This window comes from Couchioplanes azureus, from assembly GCF_014648355.1.
Classification (GTDB): Bacteria; Actinomycetota; Actinomycetes; order Mycobacteriales; family Micromonosporaceae; genus Actinoplanes; species Actinoplanes azureus.
In genome coordinates, this window is sequence record NZ_BMQY01000001.1 from 557797 (window position 1) to 579155 (window position 21359).

The 21359-nt window shown below is 73.6% G+C and carries 19 protein-coding genes; 10 read left to right on the forward strand and 9 right to left on the reverse strand.

Annotated elements, in window-relative coordinates:
• Positions 1-44: 44 nt before the first annotated feature.
• The gene (locus IEY99_RS02600; RefSeq protein ID WP_189199032.1) at positions 45-914 is read right to left on the reverse strand and encodes a G5 domain-containing protein; all 870 of its coding nucleotides are present in this window, start codon (positions 912-914) and stop codon (positions 45-47) included.
• Between the two features lie 197 nt (positions 915-1111).
• Between IEY99_RS02600 and IEY99_RS02605 the strand changes: the two genes are divergently transcribed.
• A complete protein-coding gene (locus IEY99_RS02605) occupies positions 1112-1573 on the forward strand; it encodes a lamin tail domain-containing protein (protein ID WP_229798041.1) in 462 nt (153 codons plus the stop codon).
• 16 nt (positions 1574-1589) lie between these two features.
• Here IEY99_RS02605 and IEY99_RS02610 read toward each other — a convergent pair whose 3' ends face one another.
• The 6 genes from IEY99_RS02610 to IEY99_RS02635 form a co-directional block, all read right to left on the reverse strand.
• On the reverse strand, positions 1590-2615 hold the full coding sequence (locus tag IEY99_RS02610; RefSeq protein WP_189199034.1) for a hypothetical protein: 1026 nt from the start codon (positions 2613-2615) through the stop codon (positions 1590-1592).
• Positions 2616-2637: 22 nt separating this feature from the next.
• The gene (locus IEY99_RS02615; protein WP_189199035.1) at positions 2638-3336 is read right to left on the reverse strand and encodes a polysaccharide deacetylase family protein; all 699 of its coding nucleotides are present in this window, start codon (positions 3334-3336) and stop codon (positions 2638-2640) included.
• Between the two features lie 124 nt (positions 3337-3460).
• Positions 3461-4804: an MFS transporter gene (locus IEY99_RS02620; protein ID WP_189199036.1), complete on the reverse strand. Its 1344-nt coding sequence runs from the start codon at positions 4802-4804 to the stop codon at positions 3461-3463.
• Between the two features lie 33 nt (positions 4805-4837).
• The gene (locus tag IEY99_RS02625; protein ID WP_189199037.1) at positions 4838-5281 is read right to left on the reverse strand and encodes a hypothetical protein; all 444 of its coding nucleotides are present in this window, start codon (positions 5279-5281) and stop codon (positions 4838-4840) included.
• A 28-nt stretch (positions 5282-5309) separates the two neighbouring features.
• Positions 5310-5897, reverse strand: coding sequence for a phosphatase PAP2 family protein (locus tag IEY99_RS02630; protein WP_189199038.1), 588 nt, complete (start codon positions 5895-5897; stop codon positions 5310-5312).
• Positions 5894-7009, reverse strand: coding sequence for a trans-sulfuration enzyme family protein (locus IEY99_RS02635; protein WP_189199039.1), 1116 nt, complete (start codon positions 7007-7009; stop codon positions 5894-5896). The genes IEY99_RS02630 and IEY99_RS02635 overlap by 4 nt, the downstream gene beginning before the upstream one ends.
• Before the next feature lie 59 nt (positions 7010-7068).
• Here IEY99_RS02635 and IEY99_RS02640 point away from each other — a divergent pair, with 59 nt between their 5' ends.
• On the forward strand, positions 7069-7551 hold the full coding sequence (locus tag IEY99_RS02640; RefSeq protein WP_189199040.1) for an Lrp/AsnC family transcriptional regulator: 483 nt from the start codon (positions 7069-7071) through the stop codon (positions 7549-7551).
• Between the two features lie 23 nt (positions 7552-7574).
• On the opposite strand, the gene ychF is transcribed toward IEY99_RS02640, so the two are convergent.
• The gene (ychF, locus tag IEY99_RS02645) at positions 7575-8660 is read right to left on the reverse strand and encodes a redox-regulated ATPase YchF (protein ID WP_189199041.1); all 1086 of its coding nucleotides are present in this window, start codon (positions 8658-8660) and stop codon (positions 7575-7577) included.
• Between the two features lie 106 nt (positions 8661-8766).
• Here ychF and IEY99_RS02650 point away from each other — a divergent pair, with 106 nt between their 5' ends.
• From IEY99_RS02650 to IEY99_RS02680, 7 genes are all read left to right on the forward strand, one after another.
• Positions 8767-10227: a DNA-3-methyladenine glycosylase 2 family protein gene (locus tag IEY99_RS02650; RefSeq protein WP_189199042.1), complete on the forward strand. Its 1461-nt coding sequence runs from the start codon at positions 8767-8769 to the stop codon at positions 10225-10227.
• Complete coding sequence (locus IEY99_RS02655; RefSeq protein WP_373293272.1) at positions 10224-10754, forward strand: methylated-DNA--[protein]-cysteine S-methyltransferase; 531 nt, start codon at positions 10224-10226, stop codon at positions 10752-10754. Before IEY99_RS02650 ends, IEY99_RS02655 begins: the two co-directional genes overlap by 4 nt.
• 57 nt (positions 10755-10811) lie before the next feature.
• Positions 10812-12446: an ABC transporter substrate-binding protein gene (locus tag IEY99_RS02660; protein WP_189199043.1), complete on the forward strand. Its 1635-nt coding sequence runs from the start codon at positions 10812-10814 to the stop codon at positions 12444-12446.
• A gap of 17 nt (positions 12447-12463) precedes the next feature.
• Positions 12464-12811: an effector-associated constant component EACC1 gene (locus tag IEY99_RS02665; RefSeq protein ID WP_189199044.1), complete on the forward strand. Its 348-nt coding sequence runs from the start codon at positions 12464-12466 to the stop codon at positions 12809-12811.
• Entirely contained in the window at positions 12801-15734 is a 2934-nt protein-coding gene (locus IEY99_RS02670; protein WP_189199045.1) for a caspase, EACC1-associated type, read from the forward strand. Before IEY99_RS02665 ends, IEY99_RS02670 begins: the two co-directional genes overlap by 11 nt.
• Complete coding sequence (gene valS / locus IEY99_RS02675) at positions 15731-18262, forward strand: valine--tRNA ligase (RefSeq protein ID WP_189199046.1); 2532 nt, start codon at positions 15731-15733, stop codon at positions 18260-18262. Before IEY99_RS02670 ends, valS begins: the two co-directional genes overlap by 4 nt.
• A 111-nt stretch (positions 18263-18373) precedes the next feature.
• Positions 18374-18913, forward strand: a complete 540-nt coding sequence (locus tag IEY99_RS02680; RefSeq protein ID WP_189199047.1) for a hypothetical protein — start codon at positions 18374-18376, stop codon at positions 18911-18913.
• A 493-nt stretch (positions 18914-19406) separates the two neighbouring features.
• Here the strand turns inward: IEY99_RS02680 and IEY99_RS02685 are convergent, their stop codons facing one another.
• Positions 19407-20567: a DNA recombination protein RmuC gene (locus IEY99_RS02685; RefSeq protein ID WP_189199048.1), complete on the reverse strand. Its 1161-nt coding sequence runs from the start codon at positions 20565-20567 to the stop codon at positions 19407-19409.
• A 56-nt stretch (positions 20568-20623) separates the two neighbouring features.
• On the opposite strand from IEY99_RS02685, the gene IEY99_RS02690 reads away from it, so the two are divergent.
• Complete coding sequence (locus IEY99_RS02690) at positions 20624-21355, forward strand: hypothetical protein (protein WP_189199049.1); 732 nt, start codon at positions 20624-20626, stop codon at positions 21353-21355.
• The last annotated feature ends 4 nt before the right edge of the window (positions 21356-21359 follow it).

Genomic DNA, 21359 nt, shown 5'->3' on the forward strand with positions numbered 1-21359 from the left:
TGCAGCCGTGCATCGTTCACCGTCACGCCGCCATCCTCCCCCGCTCAGGTCCTCCCGGGGGTCTCGGCCTCGGGCTTCTCGGCCGGCGCCGGCACCTCGTCGCAGGGCAGCGTCAGGTCCAGGGCGTTCAGGTCCTCCGCGCTGAGCAGGCCCAGGTGCCGGTCGAGGAGCTTCTCCTCCTCCGGCATCGTCTCGTCGCTGCACACGGCGACGCGTCCGGCCGGCGCGCATTCGCCCCGGTCGCCGCCGCACCAGCGGTCCCGGTCGCGGTCCCGCCCGCTGTGGCCGTCACCGGAGTCCCGGCGGTTGCCGAACGCGATGACCCGGTGCTGCGGTTCCCGGGTGACGGTGGACGCGATCAGCCGCCGCGCCGTCTCCTCCGTACCGGTGTAGGTCACCTCGTAGTGCAGCACCCGCTCCCCCGGCACGCCCCGGGTCTGCACCCGCTTGCTGCCCCGCGGCAGCGACGGGTCCCGGACCAGCAGGGTCTGGAACGGGATGGTGTGCGTCTCCGAGACCCGCTCGGTGTGCACCACCGGCCCGGCCGGCGCCGCGGGCACGGCGGGCTTCGCCGGGGACTTCGCGCCGCGCTCGTCCGCTTCCGCCCGGCGCGGGGCACGCGTCGCCGTACGGTCGGCCTCGCCCGGCGCGGAACGGTCGTCGCCCACCACCGCCTTGTCGGCGGCCCGCCCGGCGGGATCCGCCGCGGTCACGGCCGGTGGCTCGGCCGGTACCGTCGGCGGCGCGGCGACGGCGGCCTCCTGTTTGACGGCGGTGACCGCACGGGCCTGTTCGTCACCGGTCATGGCGGCCAGCCCACCCGCCGTCCCGGCCACCAGGGCGAGCACGCCCAGGCCGGCCGTGGTCATCCGGACGCCGAAGGGCAGGCGCGCCCAGAAAGACTTTCGCGGCATTTCGAGTAGATGCTGCCAGGAATCACTAGATGTCTGGTTTAGCACCACAGCATTGTGCGGCCGACGGCGCGCGGCACCAGCGTCACCGCCGCACCCGAAAGGATGACCGCCCGCCGGACCGACGGGTATGCGACACCGGGCCGAGCCCGACCCGGCCCAGAATGTCCGCGCCCCACACCGACATCCCTGGAGCTCCGGTGCGCAGAACAATCAGCATCCTCACCACGACCGCGGCAGTCCTCACCGGCACCCTCGTCACCGCCGGCCCCGCCACCGCGGCGGCAACACCCCCACTCCGCTTCCACGGCGCCCAGTACGACTCCCCGGGCAAGGACACCCGCAGCAACGCCAGCCTCAACGAGGAATGGATCTCCCTGGTCAACACGGGAAGCCGAGCGGTCAACCTGCGCGGCTACACCATCCGAGACACGTCGAACCACGTCTACACCTTCGGCAGCGTCTCCATCGCCGGCAACGGAGGCCGCCTCTGGCTGCGCACCGGCAAGGGCACGGACAAGGCCAGGACCCGGTACTGGGGCAGCGGAAACTACGTCTGGAACAACACGGGCGACACCGCGTCCCTGCGCAACGCCGCGGGCAAGCAACTCGACACCTGCACCTGGAAGTCGAAGAAGGACCGCACCTGGGTCGCCTGCTGAGCCCCGTTCGGGCGACCTAGAACGGATCGGCGAGCCACAGCGGCTGGTACCGCTCGTAGATCTCGCGCAGCCACGGCCGGCGGACTTCGGCAAGACGGGCGAGCCGGGCGCCGCACAAGCGGCCGTCGGGGCGGAACGGACCGCACGGGAGCCGCTCGCGCCCGGTGATCTCGGGCGGGATGACGCCGGCACCGGCCAGCAGCGGCCGGTCCTGCGGGAAAGACAGTCCATGCCATGCCTCGTAGGACAGCGGGACCGCAACGGCCGGCCCGGCCGGCCGCCAGACCTCGCCGGTCTCCGGATGCCTGGGCACGAGCGCGAGATCGCCCTCGGTCGGCGGCAGTCCGGGGCCGGCCAGGGTCAGGCTCCGAGGCTTCCGGTCGGCCCTCAGTAGGGTCTCGAGAGAGCGGCGGAAGACGTCGGCGACCGGGCCGTCCGGCACGGTCACGGGGTGGCCGTCCGACGCGGCCAGCACATGGGCGAGGGCGACCCCGGCGGCGGCCTCCCACAGCGGATGCCACCCCCACGGCTCCTCGACCAACCGCAGGCCGGTGCGCCTCATCCGCAGGACAGCCCAATCGGTGGGCGGATCTGTGTCGGCCCGCTCGGGGATCCGGCGGGTGGCGCGGACGTCCAGCCAGGTCACCTGCCAGTGACCGCAGTCGTCGATCCGGGTGGCGACCGGGGTGCGGCAGCCGGCACAGGCGATGTTCGAGCCGTTCGCGCCGTCCAGGCCGCAGCAGTCACCGTCCAGCCTGCCGGGGATCAGGACGGTGTTCCGGGTGTCGCCGGGAGCGACGGCCACGGTATCCACCGGGCCCTCGCGCAGGGTGACAAAGACATGCCGGTCGTCGGCGGCGGCCTCGGCCCCGCGTCGCCACGGGCGGCCGACCGGTGCAGGCCGCTCGGCGTACGTGCCCGGCTCCATGAGGACGCCGAGCAGTCCGCGCCCGTACTTCTGGCCGGCGTGGTCGGGCAGAGCCACCCGGGACAGCGAAACGGTCAGTGGAGCGTCGCAGGTGGCGCAGGCAAAGACGGTCAAGCGACGTCCTCCGGCGGTGCGGCTAGCAGTACGGCAGGACCTTGAAGGTGTAGCCCATGCTCTTCAGCTTCGGCAGGATCCGCTTGAGGGCTGCCAGGGAGTCCCGTTGGGAGTCTCCGCCGTCGTGCATCAGGACGTTCGAGCCGTTGTGCACGTTGCGGACGACCCGCTGGTAGATGGCGGTCGCGGTCTGGGAGTTCTCCCAGTCGCGGCTGTCGACGTCCCACAGCACCGTCTTCAGCCCGACCTCCTTCGTCCAGCGGCGTACCGATGTGTTGGTGGCGCCGTACGGCGGCCGCATGCAGGCGCTCTTGTAGCGGCCCAGGGCGGTCTGTGTGCGGGTGAGCTGGCTCTTCACCGTGCTCTTGCCCAGCCGGGTGAGGTCGGCGTGGCTCCACGTGTGGTTGGCGAGCAGGTGTCCCTCGCGGTGGATGCGAGCGACGATCTTGCGGTGCGCCTTGGCGTTCTGCCCGGTGGTGAAGAAGGTCGCCTTGGCGCCGTACTTCTTCAGCACGTCGAGGTACCGGGGCGTCCACGTGGCGGACGGTCCGTCGTCGAAGGTGAGGTACACCGTGCGGGGTGCCGCGGCCGCCCGCGCGGACGCCGACGGGACGGACGACGCGGGCGCGGCCTGCGCGGGCGCGGCCTGTGCGGGGGCAGCGGCGACCATGATTGCGCAGACAAGTGACACCGTGCTCAGCATGGCGGCGATGCGGCGCATTCTTGCTCCTCGTTCTCCGGGCGGATCGATCCCTGCCGCGGGAACGCTACGTATTCGTCGGCCTGGCTCAAAGCGGAGCGTGACGGCTGTGCCCGTTCGGCCGGGCGTGGATCACCCGTATTGCTCAGTTTGCGATTACCGGGAGTAGCGGCTTGGACACACGCACGGCGACCAGCACGGTCACCGCGCCCAGTGCCACGGCGAAGGTGAACGGCCCGGCGAACGGAGCGACGGCGAACAGCAGGCCCGCCACCGCGAGCGAGGCGCTCGCGCCCACCGCGTCCGCGATGCTCTTCGCCGCCGTGTTGAAGCCCGCCTCGGCCGGCGCCGACCGGGCCAGGACGAGCTCGCTGATCCGCGGATACAGCGTGCCCATCCCCGCGCCCGCCGTGAACCAGCCCAGCGCCGCCACCGCCGGGTGCAGACCGACGATGACCGTGGCCAGCTCGACCGATGCGCCGGCCGTCAGCAACAGGGCGCCGACGCGGATGGCCGTGGCCGGGGCGGTGCGTTCGCCGAGCCGGGCCTTGACCGCCGACGCCAGCGCCCAGGCCACCGCCCCGGCGGTCAGGGTGATGCCGGAGAGCCAGGTCGGCAAGCCGTACCGGTCGTGCAGCAGCAACGGCAGGTAGACCTCCGTACCGAAGAAGACGCCTCCCGCGGTCGCGCAGAGGGCGACCGCGGCGGGCAGGCCCGGGCGCAGCCGGTAGGTGCCCGCGGGCACCAGGCGGCGCATCGCGAGCGCGATGAGCGCAAGGGCCGCCGGAACGACCAGCAAGGCGACCTCGCGGTCGATCCCGTCGAGGGAGCTGAGGGCGACCACACTCGCGGCCACGACCGCGGCCCGGGCGATGCGGCGGACGTCCTCCGGAGAGGCCGGGAGCCGGTCCGCGGGCGGGCGGTCGCGGCCGCGCAGCGCCGGCAGGATCAGCGCGGTCGCCGCCGCGACCAGCAGGACCACGCCCAGGAAGACCCAGTGCCAGCTCAGCGCGTCGGTCACCAGGCCGGCCGCGAAGGGCCCGATCATCGACGGTACGACCCACGCCGACGCGAACGCACCGAAGAGCTTGATGTGCAGGGCCGGCGGGTAGACCTGGGCGACCAGCACGTAGAGCGCGACCGTCTCACCCCCGGCGCCCAGGCCCTGCAGGAAACGCCCGGCGGCGAAGGCCGGCATGGTGGCGGCCGTGCCCGCGACCAGCAGGCCCGCCACGAAGAGCGCCGTCGCGACCAGCAGCGGCACGGCGGGCCCGCGCCGGTCGGCCCACGAGCCGATCGCCACCATGCCGACCACGCCGGCGGCCAGAGTGGACGAGAAGGCGAGCGCGTACAGGCCGCGGCCGTCCAGGTCGGCGGTGACCGCCGGCATGATCGTGGTGACGGCCAGGGACTCGAACGCGGCGAGGAAGACCGAGCTCCAGGCGCCGATGGTGGTCAGGGTGTACGGCCGCCGCAGGATTGCGATCATCGTCGCAACCTAGGACCTCCACCTGGGTTGAGGTCAACGGCCGTGGCGGGCCTCCCGGACGCGGATCAGGTTGGGGGCCAGGGTCGCGCCGAACGAGATCAGTCCCAGGCGTACGGCCAGAGCACGGTACGGGTGCGCGTGCCCGTCCCGGGTCAGGGCCGCGAGCCAGCGCTTCTCCAGCCGGCGCCCGGCCACCATCGCGGCGACGGAGACGGCCACGCCCGCGCCGATGCCGATCAGCTTCGCCTTGCTGATCACCTCCGGCTCTCCGGTGTCGTCGGCCTCGGGCAGAGCGGGCGCGGGGGCGGGGTCGGGGAAGACCCGTTCCCGGACCGCTCCGGCGCCGGCCACCGCCACCACCGTGCCCAGCCGTGCCAGTCGGCGTTTCGCCGGTGACAGCTCGCCGGCCGCCACCCACACGCCGGTCATCAGTCCCTGCAGCGCCGCCGAGCCCGTCGCTTGTCCGTAGGAGTTCATGGTCCGACCGTACAAATCGTGATCTACCTCAGCCGGCCCGGAGCGCCGGGAAGACCGTGCCGGCGATGACGGCGCCGACGATCGCTCCGGCGATCACCTGCGGAACGGTGTGTGCCGAGAGGCGGACCCGCGCCCAGCAGGCCAGCACGGCGAACGGCACGGTGAGCAGCGCCGCCGGACCGTACACCGCGGTCAGCGTCGCGGCCGTGCCCGCGGCCACTCCGGCGTGGATGGACATCTTCCACCAGTGGGTCACCACGGTGAACACGAGCAGCCCGGTGCCGCCCGCCGCCATCAGGGCGAGCACGTCGCGGGGCGCGCCGAGCAGGAGGAGGACCACCAGGCCTGCCGCCACCGAGGCGATGCCGAACAGCAGGGGCACGCGGCGGTGCTCCCGTTCCGGGATGTGGTGGTTGGTCAGACGGCCGGCGCGGACGCCGCGCACGACGTACGCCAGGGGGATGCCCGCCGCGAACAGCGCGCCGGGCAGGCCCCACCAGCGGGAGACGCCGGCGGTCTCGCCGGCGTGCCAGCCGACCACCAGCAGCAGACCGGCCACCAGGACCGCCGGGGCGAAGATCTCGGAGGCGATCCGGGCGGCGCGGTCGGCGGTCACCCGTCGATCATCGCAAGCGCCTTCGACAGGTCCGTCCACAGGTCGTCCACATCCTCGAGGCCCACGGACATGCGCAGCAGCTGGTCGCCGATGCCGCCGTCGGCCCGCGACTCCGGGTCGACCACCTGGTGGGTCAGCGAGGCCGGGTGCTGGATGAGGCTGTCGACGCTGCCCAGGCTCACCGCGGGGGTGATCAGCCGCACCGCGCCGACCACCTCGTGCGGGTCGCCGGTGACCTCGAAGGAGACGAGCGCGCCGAACCCGGGGTAGTGCACCTTCGTCACGGCCGGGTGGCCGGCGAGCCGTTCGGCGAGCGCCGCGGCCGTCCGCGAGGACGCCTGCATGCGTACCGGAAGGGTCGACAGCCCCCGCAGCAGCAGGTAGCCGGCGAGCGGGTGCAGGATCCCCCCGGTCGCGAAGCGGATCTGGCGCAGCCGCGCCGCGAACTCGTCCGTCGTCGCGACGACGCCGCCGAGCACGTCGCCGTGACCGCCGAGGAACTTGGTCGCGCTGTGCAGCACGATGCCGGCACCGGACTCGGCCGGCCGCTGCAGCACCGGCGTCGCGAAGGTGTTGTCGACCAGCAGGGGCACGTCGCCACAGGCGTCGGCCAGCTTGCGCAGGTCCACCGTGGCGAGCGTCGGGTTGGCCGGGGTCTCGACGATGACCAGGCCGGTGTCCGCGCGCAGCGACTCGCGCACCGTGTCCGGCGTCGCCCAGGTGACGGACGTGCCGAGCAGGCCGGTGGTGAGCACGTGGTCCGAGCCGCCGTACAGCGGGCGGACCGCCACCACGTGCGGGGTGCCGGCCGCGGCGACGGCGAGCAGGCACGCGGACAGCGCGGCCATGCCGCTGGCGAAGGCGACCCCGGCGGCGCAGCCCTCGAGCTCGGCCAGGGCCTGCTCGAAGCGCGCCACGGTGGGGTTGCCGATCCGGCCGTAGACCGGCAGGCCGGGGATCTCCGCGCCGGTGCCGAGCAGGTGGAGGCGCTCGGCCTCCGCGCGGGTGTCGCGGGCCGGGTAGGTCGTGGACAGGTCCAGGGGTACGGCGTGCAGCCCCTGCGCGACCAGGTCGTCGCGTCCGGCGTGCACGGCGCGGGTGGTGAGCTCCATGCGCTGAGTGTCGGGCGGAGGGCGAGACAACGGTCGAACCGCCGAATTATCTTCGGAGGATGGGCACCGATCTGCAATTCGATCCGGTTGACGTCGCCATTCTGCGCCTGTTGCAGAACGACGGCCGGATCGCCAACAAGGACCTCGCCGCGGCCGTCGGCGTGGCGCCCTCCACCTGCCTGGACCGGGTGGCCCGGCTGCGCCGCGCCGGGGTCATCACCGGCTACGCCGCCCAGGTCGACCCGGCGGCGGTCGGCCGGGACGTCGAGGCGCTGCTGATGGTCCAGGTGCAGCCGCACGCCCGCGGCGTGGTCGACCCCTTCGTCGCGCACGTGCTGTCCCTGCCGGAGACCCGCGCCCTGCACCACGTCACCGGCTCCGACGACTTCATCGTGCACGTCGCCTGCGGCAGCAGCGCCGACCTGCAGCGCCTGGTGCTCGACGAGTTCACCGCCCGGCGGGAGGTCGGGCGGGTCCAGACCCACCTGATCTTCTCGACCTGGTCCGGCCCGCCGGTCCTGCCGTACACATCAAGCCAGTGAGACGCCGCTGAGGAGCAGCCGATCTAGACGTTGAAGCGGAACTCCACCACGTCGCCGTCCTTCATGACGTAGTCCTTGCCTTCCATGCGGACCTTGCCCGCCGCCTTCGCCGCGGACATCGAGCCTGCCTCGATCAGATCGTCGTAGCTGACGATTTCCGCCTTGATGAAGCCTCGCTGGAAGTCGGAGTGGATGACGCCGGCCGCCTCCGGGGCCGTGGCGCCGATCGGGATGACCCAGGCGCGGGCCTCCTTGGGGCCGGCCGTCAGGTACGTCTGCAGGCCGAGGGTCTGGAAGCCGATCCGGATGAGCTGGTTGAGGCCCGGCTCGGTCTGGCCCGTCGACTCGAGGAGCTCCATCGCCTCGTCCTCGGGCAGGTCGATCAGCTCCGACTCGATCTTCGCGTCCATGAAGACGGCCTCGGCCGGGGCCACCAGGGCTCGCAGCTCGTCGAGGAAGGCGGCGTTGGCCAGTTCGGCCTCGTCGACGTTGAAGACGTAGAGGAAGGGCTTGACCGTCAGCAGGTGCAGCTCGGCGAGGAGGTCGAGGTCGATGCCGGCCGCCTTGGCCCCGGCGTACAGGGTGGTGCCGTCGTTGAGGAGCTTGAAGGCCGCCTCGGCCGCGGCCACGACGGGGGCGCGGTCCTTCTTGAGCTTGGCTTCCTTCTGGAGGCGGGGCAGGGCCTTCTCGACCGTCTGGAGGTCGGCCAGGATCAGCTCGGTGTTGATCGTCTCGATGTCGTCCGCGGGCGAGACCTTGCCGTCCACGTGCAGCACGTTGGGGTCCGAGAAGGCGCGGACGACCTGGCAGATGGCCGAGGCGTCGCGGATGTTGGCGAGGAACGCGTTGCCGCGGCCCTGGCCCTTCGACGCGCCGCGGACCAGGCCGGCGATGTCGACGAACGAGACGGGCGCCGGGATGATCTTCTCGCTGCCGAAGACCTCGGCCAGCTTGGTCAGCCGCTCGTCGGGCAGCCCCACGACGCCGACGTTCGGCTCGATCGTCGCGAACGGGTAGTTCGCGGCGAGCACGTCGTTCTTGGTCAGGGCGTTGAAGAGGGTGCTCTTGCCGACGTTGGGCAGGCCGACGATCCCGATGGTAAGGCTCACGACAGGCCAGTCTACGGGGCCCGCGGCCACCCCCCTCGCCAGACGCCCACGCTCATGTCCGAATCCCGCCAGCCGCGCGGGGGCCGGCGGGGGCAGACTCGTCGGCATGGAACTGGACTTCGAGCGGTGCTACCGGGCCGTCGACAGCCGAGACCAGCGCTTCGACGGCTGGTTCTACACGGCCGTCCGCAGCACCGGCATCTACTGCCGCCCGTCCTGCCCGGCCGTCACACCCAAGCGGGAGAACGTGACGTTCCTGCCCAGCGCGGCCGCCGCGCAGCGCGGCGGGTTCCGGGCCTGCCGCCGCTGCCGGCCCGACGCCGCACCGGGCTCGCCCGAGTGGGACGTCCGCGCGGACGTCGTGGGCCGGGCCATGCGGCTCATCGGCGACGGGGTCGTCGACCGCGAGGGGGTGCCCGGCCTCGCCGGACGGCTCGGCTACACGGAACGGCACCTGCACCGCATGCTCACCGCCGAGCTGGGCGCCGGGCCGCTCGCGCTGGCCCGCGCCCAGCGCGCGCAGACCGCCCGCATCCTCATCGAGACGACCGACCTGGGCCTCGCCGACATCGCGTTCGCCGCCGGGTTCGGCAGCGTCCGGCAGTTCAACGACACGATCCTGCAGGTGTACGCCCGTTCGCCGAGCGCCCTGCGCGAACGCCGCACGGCACGGCACGGCGAGCCGGGCACGATCGCGTTGCGGCTGGCGTACCGGGCGCCGCTGCACGCCGGGGCGCTGCTGGACTTTCTCGCCGCGCGGGCGCTGCCCGGGGTCGAGGAACGCGACGGGTCGACGTACCGTCGCGGTCTGCATCTGCCGCACGGAAGCGCGACGGTCGCGCTGACCCCGGCCGACCGCTTCGTCTCCGCGACGCTGCGGCTGGCGGACGTGCGGGATCTGGCGCCCGCGGTGGCCCGCTGCCGCCGGCTGTTCGACCTCGACGCGGACCCGGTCGCCGTCGACGGCACGCTGGCCGCGGATCCCGCGCTCACCGAGAAGATCAACACCGAGCCGGGGGTACGGGTGCCGCGCGCGGTCGACGGTTTCGAGATGGCCGTACGGGCGATCGTCGGCCAGCAGGTCTCGGTCGCCGGCGCCCGCACCACGCTCGGCCGCCTGCTCGGTCCGGACACCGCGGGCACGGCACCGGCATCCGGGGCTCGCCGAGCGCCGGCACCCGCCGCCGAGCTGCGCGGCTTCCCCACCGCCGAGGCCGTCGCCGCCCTGGGCGACGACGCGTTCCGGATGCCGGCCGCCCGCCGGCGGAGCATCCGGGCGCTGGCCGAGGCGGTCGCCGACGGCAAGCTGGACCTGGAGCCGGGCGCCGACCGGGAAGAGGCCGTCGCCCGGCTGCGCGAGCTTCCCGGCGTCGGCGAGTGGACCGCCGGATACGTGGCGATGCGCGCCATCGGCGACCCCGACGTCTTCCTCCCCACCGACGTGGCGGTGCAGCGCGGGGCTCGCGCGCTGGGCCTGCCGTCCGATCCCCCGGCGCTGGCCGCGCACGCCGAACGGTGGCGGCCCTGGCGCTCCTACGCCCTGATGCGACTTTGGAGATCAGCATGATGGAGTACACGACCGTCGGCACCCCGGCCGGCCCGTTCACCTACGTCGTCAGCGACGCCGGGGCGGTGCGGGCCGCCGGATTCACCGCGGATGTGGGTCAGCTGCTTGCGCTCGTACACGAGAGGTTGCGGGAGGAGACGCGGCCCGCAGCGTCGCCGGGGCCGGTGGGCGACGCGGTCCGTTCCTATCTCGACGGCGATCTCACCGCGATCGACGGGGTGGTGGTCGAGCAGCACACCGGCGGGCCGTTCCTGGCCCACGCCTGGCGGGTCATGCGCGAGATCAAGCCGGGCGCGCCGCTGACCTACACCGGCTTCGCGGAGCTGGCCGGCCGGCCCGCCGCGATCCGCGCGGCGGCCACCGCCTGCGCGCGCAACGCGGCGGCGCTGTTCGTGCCCTGCCACCGGGTGCTGGGCACGGACGGCACGCTGCGCGGATACCGCTGGGGTCTGGCGGTCAAGACCTGGCTGCTGGAGCACGAGCAGGTTACTCCTTGCGGTGTCATGAAGACGACCTGTCCGTCGTAACGGCGCTCATCACTGCTTGACTCTGGGGCCGATCGCCCAGCTTGTCGAGGAGCGGCAGTGGAAGTCATGACCGTGGAGGATCCACCTTCCGCCGGGAACGGGCGGCGCGTGCTCAGCTACGTCGCGGTCGCCCTGCTGGTCGTCGCCGTGGCCGCCGGCGGGTATGCGATCACGCACCGCGACGCCGGCCGCCCGGCCGCCGCCGCGTCCTGCCCGGGACTGACGGCGCCGGCCGGAACCGGGTTCAAGCTGGTGCCGGCGGCGACCTCGGCCGGCGTCGAGTGCGTCGGGTGGATCGTCGAGCAGGACCTTCCGTTCGGCTCCCGCGACGCGGCGGTCAACGGCGTCGTCTCGAGGATCGTCGCGGAGAACCTCCGGGTCCGCGAGCAGGCCGGGCGACCGGGCGGCAAGCCGTACGTGCGGATCGCGGTGTTCATGCCGATGACGGCGGCACCCGGCGGCGCCATGTCCGGCGCCGAGATCCTGCACTCGTTGCAGGGCGCGTACGCCGCCCAGCGCCAGGCGAACGCGGGCCGGGCTTCCGAGCTCGGCGACCCCACGCCGCTGTTCCAGCTGGTGCTGGCGAACGAGGGCACCGACCAGAGCGCCTGGTCGACGGTGGTCGAGGAGCTCGGCAGGCTCAAGGAGGGACCGCATCCGCTGGTCGCCGTGACCGGCATGAGCATCAGCGTGCCGCAGACCCGGCTGGCTGGCCTGCGGCTCAGCGAGCTGCGCATCCCGAGCATCGGGGCGGTCATCACCGCCGACGACATGGTGGCGCCGTGGCTGTTCAAGATCTCGCCGCCGAACCAGCAGTACACCGCGGCGCTGAGCGCCTACCTGAGCCGGCGGCCGGAGGTCCGCACCGGGTTCCTGGTGTGGGACCGCAATCCCGAAGACAGCTACGTGCAGCAGCTCAAGCAGGGGTTCGTCGCGGCCTTCGGTACCGGCTACCAGCTCAACGACCACAACCACGCGTTCAACGGCAGCAAGCCCCCGTCGTTCGGCACGCCGCAGCTGTTCTCGGACATCGTCCGGAGCCTCTGCGCGGTGGACCCCGACATCGTCTTCTACAGCGGACGCAACCGCGACCTGCCGACCTTCGTCGACGCCCTCGGCACGAGAGGCCAGTGCCAGAAGAAGGTACGCCCGCTCGTGATCGCGACCGGCGCGACGGGTCTCACCATCGCCGGCGACCAGCTGGCGGACGCACGTGTCGGCGTGCTGGACGCCTCGTCCACCGACCCGCTCGCCTGGGCGGCGAACGCGCCCGGGACGCCGGCCCACTACGCGGCCTTCGCGCGGCTGTTCACCGCCGCGGAACCCGACGGCCTGGGCTTCTCCGCGGACGACCTGCGCAGCGGCTACGCGATCATGCACCGGGACGCGGTCGTGGCCGCCGTGTGGGCCGCCCGGCGGGACGCGGCGGCCAAGGCGCAGCGCAACGCCGCCCGGGGCAGCGCTCCGGCGGTCCCGGAGACCCCGACGCCGGAGGACGTCCGCAACGCGCTCTTCGGCTCGAGCACCGACCGGATACCCGCCGCGTCGGGCGCGCTGTACTTCCAGGAGCAGCCGGGCAACGACCTCTGGCCGGTGGGCAAACCCGTGCCGGTGATCCGCATCGGCCCGGCGGCGCAGGAGTGGCCGGCCGGATCCTCCTGGACCACGCCCTTGATTCCCAACGGCACGTGAGGACGGGGACCACACCGATGGACGACACCGGCACTCTGCTCACCATCTCGGCGGACTCCGACGCACCGGCCCTGCTCTCGCTCTGCTCGTGGCTGCGCAGGACCCCCGAGGTCGCCCGGCACGGCCCGGTCCGGGCCACGCCGGCCCGCGACGGCTCGATGAACGCGGTGGCGACGATAGGCGTCGTCATCAGCAGCGCCACCGGCATCGCCAACGTCCTGATGGCGTACGCGAACTGGCGGCGCAGCCGACGTACGGCGCCGTCGATGACCGTGACGCTGGGATCCGTCACCGTCGTCATCGACGACCCCGAGACGCTGGGCAGACTGACGAAGGCGTTGTCCGACCGCGGGCATGCTGCCTGACGCCGCCAAGTCCCGCGCGGTCGTCGTGGGCTCCTCGCGGTACCGGGAGCTGGAGCCACTGCCCACGGTCGCCGCGAACGTCGACGAGGTCGCGAGCATCCTCACCGACGAGCGGTTCTGGGGCCTGCCCCAGGAGCACTGCGTCCGGCTCGTCGACCCGGAGCATCCCGCCGCGGTGCTCGACGCGCTCGCCAGGGCCGCGGGCGAGGCGTCGGACGCGCTGGTGTTCTACTTCGCGGGCCACGGCATCCTGCGCCCCGACGCCTACGACCTCTACCTGGCCCTGGAGCACGGGGCCCTGGACCGGTGGTGGCACGCCGTGCGCTACGACGACATCCGCCGCGTCATCATGGACCACCCGGGACCCAAGGCGAAGGTCGTCCTGCTCGACTGCTGCTACGCCGGCATGGCGATGATGCCCGGCATGAGCGCCGGCGCCGAGATCGGCGACCGGGTCCGCATCGAGGGCACCTATCTGATGACCGCCGTGGCGGAGAACGCGGTGGCGCTGGCACCGCCCACCGAGCCGCTCACCGCCTTCACCGGCGCCCTCGTGCAGGCCGTCCGCGACGGCGTGCCCGGCGGCCCGGACGTCCTGGACTTCACCACCCTCTATCCCCGGATCCGCAGCGCGCTGGAGGCGGCGGGACGGCCGACGCCCCAGCAACGGTCCAGCGACGAGGGCGGGCGGATCGCGCTGGTCCGCAACGTCGGCCTCGCCGACCACGGCCGGACCGGCCCGGCCGGGCAGGCCCCGCTGGGCGAGCACGAGCAACGCTCGCTGCACCTGCCGCCGGCCCGGCTGCGGGAGCTGATCGCCCGGCTGAGCAGCCAGGACACCGGCGCCGCCGAGCGTCTGCTGCGGGCGGTCGGCACGTGGCGAGCCGAACAGGGCGTGGCCGCCGTCGTCGACGAGGTCACCCGGGCGGGAGCCGTGGCGCAGGCCCGGGCGGTCCTGGCGGGAGCGGCGGGACGGCGGCCCGCGTCGCTGGTGGTACTCGTCGAGGCGTTCCGCAAGACCGGTCAGAGCGAGCAGATCGGCCGCCTGCTGACGGCCTGCGCGGGGCAACCGGCGGACCGCATCACGGCCCTTGCCGCGCAGCTGCTCGACAGCGACCACGCCGACCTGGTCGACGCCCTGCTGGACGCGGCGGTCGAGGCCCGGACGGACCGGCCCCGGCAGCTGATCGCGCTGCTCGTCGCGCTGGTCACCGCCGGCCTGCGGGACCGCGTCGCCGCCCTGCTGGCCCGGCTCGGCGCCGGCTTCCCGGCCCGGCGGACGGTGCAGCTTGCCGACGCTCTGCGCGATGCGGGTCAGGAGCAGGCGGCATTCATGTTCTACGAGGGGGTGGCCGGGCTCGTCGCGGCGCGGCCGGCGGCCACCGCGGCCCGGCTGGCCGCCGCGATGCACCGGGCCGGCCGCGAGCACCAGGCCGGCCACCTCGTCGACCTGATGGCGGCCCGGCACCGCGGTCTGCGCCGGCGCGTGGGCCTGCTCGATGCACTGTGGACCGCCCAGGCACCGGCCGGTCCCGCCGAGCAGCTGGCGCATCTCGACGATCAGGAGCTGCTCGACGCGACCCTCGAGCTCTACACCCTGCCGCACCAGGCCGCGGTCCGCCGGCTGATGCTCGGGGCACTGCAGTCGCGGCCACCGGGCAGCACCGTGCGCACCGTGGTGGCCCTGCACGACGCCGGCCTGCCCATGGAGGCGCACAGTCTGCTCGAACACGCGGCCGCCCGGCCGCCGGCAGAGGTGGCCGCGATCGTCGCGGAATTCGCCGGCACGGGGCACGAGGCGTACGCCCGCCTGGTGCTCGACCGGGGCCTGTCGGCGGAGGTCCTCGCGGCGCTGCCGGGCGACTTACGCCGCTTCGCCCGGCCGATCCTCGCGCAGCGTACGCCCCCGCAGATCGTGGAGCTTGCCGCCCGGTTGCCGCCCGAGGCGATGGCCTGGGCGCTGAGCGCGCTGCCGGACGACGTGGACCCGGAGGCGTTACGCGAACCCGCGGTCTCCCTGTGCCTGCGCGGGCTTCCGGAGCCGGCTCGCGGAACCGTCCTGCGGCACCTCCGCGGCTCGCTGCCGATTCCGCCCTCGCTGATCGACGCGGCGTTCTCCGGGGCGTTCGGGGATGCGGCCGGATGCGTCGGGAGTCTGATCGAGCTGGCCGAGCCCGCCGCCCGGCAGGCGCTGTACGACGCGCTCGGCAGGCGGGCGGCGCCGGACGTCCTCCGCGTCCTCGACGTGGCCCCCGACCTGACCACGACGATCGCCGCCACCGGTACGGCAGCCACCCAGCTGGAGCTGCTCAGGTTGCTCGAGACCGCCGGCCGGCACCGCGACGCCGGCCGGCTGACCGCGGCCCTGCGCGCGCTGTCGCCCCTGGCCCGGGTGTGCGCGCTGGCGGCGGTCCTCGGCGAGGCCGGCCTGCACCCGCGGGCGAACGCGCTGCTGGGAGTGGCTTCGCACGCGTCGGTCGCCGCGGTCGACCTCCTCGTCGACGACCTCGTCTCGGCCATACCGGTCCGCGGCCGGGCCAGATGGACCGCCGAGCAGATCTGCGACCGCGCCGGTCTGGACCGGGGTACGCCCGTGCGTCATGCGGTGGTCGGTCCCGGCCTCCTCGGCAACACCGTCGTCGTCTTCACCGACACCACGCTCGCCTGCCGTCTGCGCAGCGGGCGTTTCGTCGCCGTCGCCTACCGGCACTTCGGCCAGGTGACGATCCTGCTGGACGCCCGCGCCACCATCGGGCTCCGCGCCGGCGGCCGGGAGCAGAGCATGGAGATCCGCGACGCCGGCCTGCACGGGCTGCTGGTCCGGATCCAGCAGGCCGTCGCCGGGTTCGACGCGTCGTGCGCCCGGCTCCGGAAGGAAACGCAGCTGCTGGAGCCCGAGGAGAGCCGTAGCCTGACCGCATGACTGATACGGCAGGGACCGCGCGCGCCGGCCTGCCCGAGCGGCCGTCGCTGGACGGGCTCGAGGACAAGTGGGCGCGCCGCTGGCAGGAGGAGGGCACGTACGCGTTCGACCGCTCGAAGGAGCGCGCCGACGTATACGCGATCGACACGCCTCCGCCGACCGTATCGGGCGAGCTGCACATGGGGCACGTCTTCTCGTACACGCACACCGACGTCGTCGCGCGCTTCCAGCGGATGCGGGGCAAGACGGTCTTCTATCCGATGGGCTGGGACGACAACGGGCTGCCGACGGAGCGGCGGGTCCAGAACGTCTACGGCGTCTACTGCGACCCGGCACTGCCGTACGACCCGGGGTGGCAGCCGCCCGCGACGCCGTCGAAGCCGGCCGTCGCGGTGTCCCGGCGCAACTTCGTCGAGCTGTGCGGCCGGCTGACCGTCGAGGACGAGAAGGCGTTCGAGGCGTTGTGGCGCAGGCTGGGGCTCTCCGTCGACTGGGCGATGACGTACACCACGATCGGGCCGAAGGCGCAGGCCGTGTCGCAGCGGGCGTTCCTGGACAACCTCGCGCGCGGCGAGGCGTACACCTCCGAGGCGCCGACGCTGTGGGACGTCGGCTTCCGCACGGCCGTCGCGCAGGCCGAGGTCGAGGACCGGGAGCGGCCCGGCGCCTTCCACCGGCTGCGTTTCCACGGCGCGCGCGGTCCGGTCGAGGTGGACACGACCCGGCCCGAGCTGCTGCCGGCCTGCGTCGCGCTGGTCTGCCCGCCGGACCACCCGCTGGTCGGCACGACCGTCCGCACGCCGTTCTTCGACGTCGAGGTCCCCGTGTACGGGCACGCGCTCGCCGACCCGGACAAGGGCACCGGCATCGCGATGGTCTGCACCTTCGGCGACCTGACCGACGTCGTCTGGTGGCGTGACCTGGGCCTGCCCACCCGCGTCGCGCTCGGCCGCGACGGGCGCTTCCTGCCGGACCGCCCGGCCGGCGTTCCCGAGGCGGCGTACGCGCCCTTCGCCGGGCTGACGGTCACCGCCGCCCGGCGCGAGATCGTCCGGATCCTCGCCGAGACCGGTGACCTGCTGGGCGAGCCGCGCCCGGTCACCCACCCGGTGAAGTTCTACGAGCGGGGCGACTCGCCGCTGGAGATCGTCACCAGCCGGCAGTGGTTCATCCGCAACGGCGGCCGCGACCGGGACCTGCGGGAGGTGCTGCTGGCCCGGGGCCGGGAGCTGCGCTGGACGCCGGAACACATGCGGCACCGCTACGAGCACTGGGTCGGCGGGCTCACCGGCGACTGGCTGATCAGCCGGCAGCGCTTCTTCGGCGTGCCCGTCCCGGTGTGGTACCGGCTCGACGACGCTGGCGAGCCGGACTACGGCCAGCCTCTCATACCGGACGTTTCGGCGTTGCCGGTCGACCCAACCTCGGACCGCCCGCCGGGCTTCGACGAGTCCCACCGGGACGTCCCGGGCGGCTTCACCGCCGACCCCGACGTCATGGACACCTGGGCCACCTCGTCGCTCACCCCGCAGATCGCCGGCGGCCTCGGCAGCGACGACGACCTGTTCCGGCGGGTCTTCCCGATGGACCTGCGCCCGCAGGGCCAGGAGATCATCCGCACCTGGCTGTTCTACTCCGTGGTGCGGGCCCAGTTCGCGCACGGCACCCTGCCGTGGACGACCACCGTGCAGTCCGGCTGGATCCTGGACCCGGACCGCAAGAAGATGTCGAAGTCCAAGGGCAACGTGGTCACGCCGATGGACCTGCTCGAACGGCACGGCTCCGACGCGGTCCGCTACTGGGCGGCGAACGGGCGGCCCGGCGCCGACCTGGCCTTCGACCCGGCGCAGATCAAGGTGGGCCGGCGGCTGGCGACGAAGCTGCTCAACGCCTCCCGCTTCGCGCTCGGCCTGGGCGCCGCGGACGCGCTGCGCCGCCCGGTCACGGCCGAGCTGGACCGGGCCGTGCTCGCCCGGCTCGCCACGGTGGTCGACCAGGCGACCGCGGCGCTCGGCGGGTACGACCACACGACCGCGCTGACCACCACCGAGGCGTTCTTCTGGACGTTCTGCGACGACTACATCGAGCTGGTCAAGGACCGGGCGTACGCGTCCGGCCCGGCCGGCGACTCGGCGCGCGCCGCCCTGGCCGCCGGGCTGTCGGTGCTGGTGCGGCTGTTCGCGCCGTTCCTGCCGTACGCGACCGAGGAGATCTGGTCGTGGTGGCGCTACGGCTCGGTGCACCGCGCCACCTGGCCGACCCGCTACGAGCTGCTGCGCGTCGCCCCCGACGGCGACGCGGAGCTGCTGGATCTGGCGGGCGACGCGCTGCGGCAGGTGCGGCGGGCGAAGTCGGACCGCAAGCTGTCGATGAAGGCCGAGGTGCCGCTGGCCGAGGCGCTCGGCCCGGCGGCGCTGCTGGAGCGGCTGGCGCTGGTCGAGCCGGACCTGCGGGCGGCGGGGCGGATCGGCAAGCTCGACATGCTCCCGGACCGTACGCCCGAGCTCGTCGTCGCCTGCGCCTTCTGACCGCCGTCCCCCGCCTCCCCGGCCGGCCCGGCCCACTTCCCGGGCCGGCCGGGGCCGGGACTTCGCCGAAGCCGGTCCTCTGGGCGGCCGGAACACGGCAGCATGGTGGGCATGTCCCTACCGCCCGAGGAGGTCGAACCGCCCGCTGCGGACGCCGTGCTGTTCCGCTCCTCCCCCTGGCGGACGTTCCTGGTCATGACCGGGGTGCTGGTGGTCGCCTACGTGGCCGTGTCGCCGCTGGTCGCCTTCCTGCTGGGCGCCCCGGACGATCCCTGGTGGGCGACCCTGGCCCAGGGCGCGGTGATCGGCGTGCTGGTGGGCGGCGGCTACGCGCTGTCGTCGCGGTCCGCGATGCGCACGTGGGTGCGGGCCTCCTCCGCGGGCCTGGAGCTCGCCGCCGAGGGCAGCGACCCGGTGCTGCTGGCCTGGCCGGACATCGACCGCGCGGTGGTGCACCGCCGGGGCCTGCGAACCGTGCTGGACGTGACGCCGGTCGACCTCGACCGCGTCCACTCGGTGGCCGACGGCGACGACGGCTGGCCCGCCCTGCACGACGAGGCGGACGGCGCCCCGGCCTTCACCGCCGACCTGACCCAGGTCTGGCCGGGCCCCCGGGCGCTGCGCCGCGAGCTCTCCCGCCATCTCCGCTGAGCTGTGACGATCACCTCATGCCCGCCGCAGGGCCGCGGGAACCTCGCCACGCCGCTGGTCACGCCTGCCAGCTCGGTGTCCTTCTGGTCCGAGGCGGCCTCCGGCTGCCTGGGCAGCGGCGGCTCCGAGGGTGGCTCGGTCCACGTCAAGGCGGGCGCCTCCACCGCGGAACCAACCGTCTACCTCGATGCGACGAACCACTACGGGGTGACCCTGGACAAGGGCGACCAGATCAACGGCGGCCCGGAGTCCGCGTACCTCGGCAACATCGAGAACGGCCAGGAGTGCGGCACCCCCGAGAAGTGGGTCGAGGTCACCCGCTCCAGCCCCCGCGCGACCCCACTCACGGTGCGGGCCGACAAGCAGGGCTACCTCTGTCGACTTCGGCACGGACTCCGGCTACGAGGGCCTGACCCAGCTCTACTACTCCACCTTCACGACCACCCTCACCCCCCGCTGACCCACGGCCGAGCAACCCCCGGGGGCGGCCTGGTCAGCGGAACAACGGGGAATCCGGCTCGTCGCACAGCTCGGGGGCCTGGGGCTGGCGGGGCGTGAGCTCGACCTGGGCCGGCACGGTCAGCTCCTCGTCGGAGACGCCCATCTCGGCGAGCTTGCGGGCGCTGACCAGGACCCGGGACTCCAGGGAGCCGACCGCGCGGTTGTAGGCCGTCACCGCGCCGCCCAGGGAGGCGCCGAGCTTGCCCACGTGGTCGCCGAGGGTGGCGAGGCGGCCGTACAGCTCGCGGGCCAGGCCGTGCACCGCCAGCGCGTTGCGGGCCAGTGCCTCCTGGCGCCACGAGTAGGCGACCGTGCGCAGCAGCGCCACCAGCGTCGCCGGCGTGGCCAGCACGACGTTGCGGGTGAACGCGTGCTCCATCAGCGTGGGGTCGCGCTGCAGGGCGGCGTCGAGGAACGGGTCGGCCGGGACGAAGAGGACCACGAAGTCGGGGGTCTGGTCGAACGCCGTCCAGTACGCCTTGCCGGCGAGCGCGTCCACGTGGCCGCGCAGCACCCTCGCGTGCTGGTCGAGGTGGGTGTCGCGGGTGCGCTCGTCGCGCGCCTCCATGGCAGACAGGTACGCGTCGAAGGGCGCCTTCGCATCCACCACCACCGACCGTCCGCCGTGCAGACGGACCACCATGTCGGGGCGTACGCCCTGGTGGTCGGTGCGGGAGGTGACCTGCTCGGCGAAGTCGCAGTGCTCGAGCAGGCCGGCGGCCTCGACGATGCGGCGCAGCTGGTGCTCGCCCCACCGGCCGCGGACCTGCGGGGCGCGCAGCGCCGCGACGAGTTGCTTGGTCTCGGTGCGCAGCTCGCCGGAGACCGCGCCCATGGCCCGCACCTGCTCACGGAGCTCAGCGTAGGCGTCGACCCGCTCGCGCTCCAGGTCGGCGACCCGCTGCTCGTAGCGGCGCAGGGTTTCGTGCAGGGGCGCCACGGCGCGCGCGACGGCCTCCTGCGACTGGGCGGTGGACTCGTAGGACAGCGCTCGCAGCGACTGCTCGAGGCGTTCCTCGCCGTCGCGGCCGGCCTGCACCGTCGCCTCCAGGCGGGCGATGTCGGCAGCGGCCCGAAGCCGCGCGGCCAGCCAGCCGAGCGCGGCCCCGACCGCCAGGCAGATGACCACCACGGCCAGCGTCGAGTAGCTCACCCCGCGAGCTTGCCAGAGAGGTACGACGTTTCCGCCGCAGGCGTACCGTCGAGGACATGAAGGTGTTTCTGCTGTTGATCCTGGTTCTGGTCGTGGTGGCGGCCGTCGTGGCGTGGCGCCACGGCAGCGCGGCCCGCGAGCAGCGGCGGCTCGACGACGCCCGCGCCGAGGCACAGCGCTGGTACGAGCGCCTCGGCGGCCAGGTGATGAACCTCCACGGCGACGACCCGGCGGCGCGCCAGGCCCTGGCCGACGCCGGCGAGCGCTACAACGCGGCCGGGGGCCAGCTCCAGCAGGCGAAGACCGTCAGGCAGTGCGAGCTGGCCCGCGAATCGGCGCTGGAGGGGCTCGCGTACGTGCGGGCGGCGCGCATCGCCATGGGCATCGACCCGGGCCCGGAGCTGCCGCCGCTGCATGGTGCGCAGGGGGCCGGACAGCTGACCCGCGAACGCGAGGTCACCGTGCAGGGGCAGCACTACCGGGCGGGGCCCCGGCCCGGTCCGGAGACTCCCTACTACTACCCCGGCGGCCGCATCCAGGGCCGCCCGGTCCCGTCCGGCTGGTATTCGACGCCGGTGTGGAAGACCGCGCTCGGCGCGGGTGCCGGCGCGCTCGGCGGCATGCTGATCTTCGATGCGCTCCTGTCGCCGGGGTTCGGGGACATGAGCTACGCCGAGGGCTACGAGGAAGGCTTCCAGGACGCCGCGGGCGACCTCGGCGATCAAGGCGGCGGCGACTTCGCCCCGGGCGACTGGAGCGACGGCGGCGACTTCGGCGGGGACTTCTAGACGG

Bases quoted from the DNA above. Each gene is read 5' to 3' on its own strand.
- IEY99_RS02600 (WP_189199032.1), bottom strand. From the start codon at position 914: ATGCCGCGAAAGTCTTTCTGGGCGCGCCTGCCCTTCGGCGTCCGGATG.
- IEY99_RS02615 (WP_189199035.1), bottom strand. From the start codon at position 3,336: ATGCGCCGCATCGCCGCCATGCTGAGCACGGTGTCACTTGTCTGCGCA.
- IEY99_RS02620 (WP_189199036.1), bottom strand. From the start codon at position 4,804: ATGATCGCAATCCTGCGGCGGCCGTACACCCTGACCACCATCGGCGCC.
- IEY99_RS02625 (WP_189199037.1), bottom strand. From the start codon at position 5,281: ATGAACTCCTACGGACAAGCGACGGGCTCGGCGGCGCTGCAGGGACTG.
- IEY99_RS02635 (WP_189199039.1), bottom strand. From the start codon at position 7,009: ATGGAGCTCACCACCCGCGCCGTGCACGCCGGACGCGACGACCTGGTC.
- IEY99_RS02640 (WP_189199040.1), top strand. From the start codon at position 7,069: ATGGGCACCGATCTGCAATTCGATCCGGTTGACGTCGCCATTCTGCGC.
- IEY99_RS02650 (WP_189199042.1), top strand. From the start codon at position 8,767: ATGGAACTGGACTTCGAGCGGTGCTACCGGGCCGTCGACAGCCGAGAC.
- IEY99_RS02655 (WP_373293272.1), top strand. From the start codon at position 10,224: ATGATGGAGTACACGACCGTCGGCACCCCGGCCGGCCCGTTCACCTAC.
- IEY99_RS02665 (WP_189199044.1), top strand. From the start codon at position 12,464: ATGGACGACACCGGCACTCTGCTCACCATCTCGGCGGACTCCGACGCA.
- IEY99_RS02670 (WP_189199045.1), top strand. From the start codon at position 12,801: ATGCTGCCTGACGCCGCCAAGTCCCGCGCGGTCGTCGTGGGCTCCTCG.
- valS (WP_189199046.1), top strand. From the start codon at position 15,731: ATGACTGATACGGCAGGGACCGCGCGCGCCGGCCTGCCCGAGCGGCCG.
- IEY99_RS02680 (WP_189199047.1), top strand. From the start codon at position 18,374: ATGTCCCTACCGCCCGAGGAGGTCGAACCGCCCGCTGCGGACGCCGTG.
- IEY99_RS02690 (WP_189199049.1), top strand. From the start codon at position 20,624: ATGAAGGTGTTTCTGCTGTTGATCCTGGTTCTGGTCGTGGTGGCGGCC.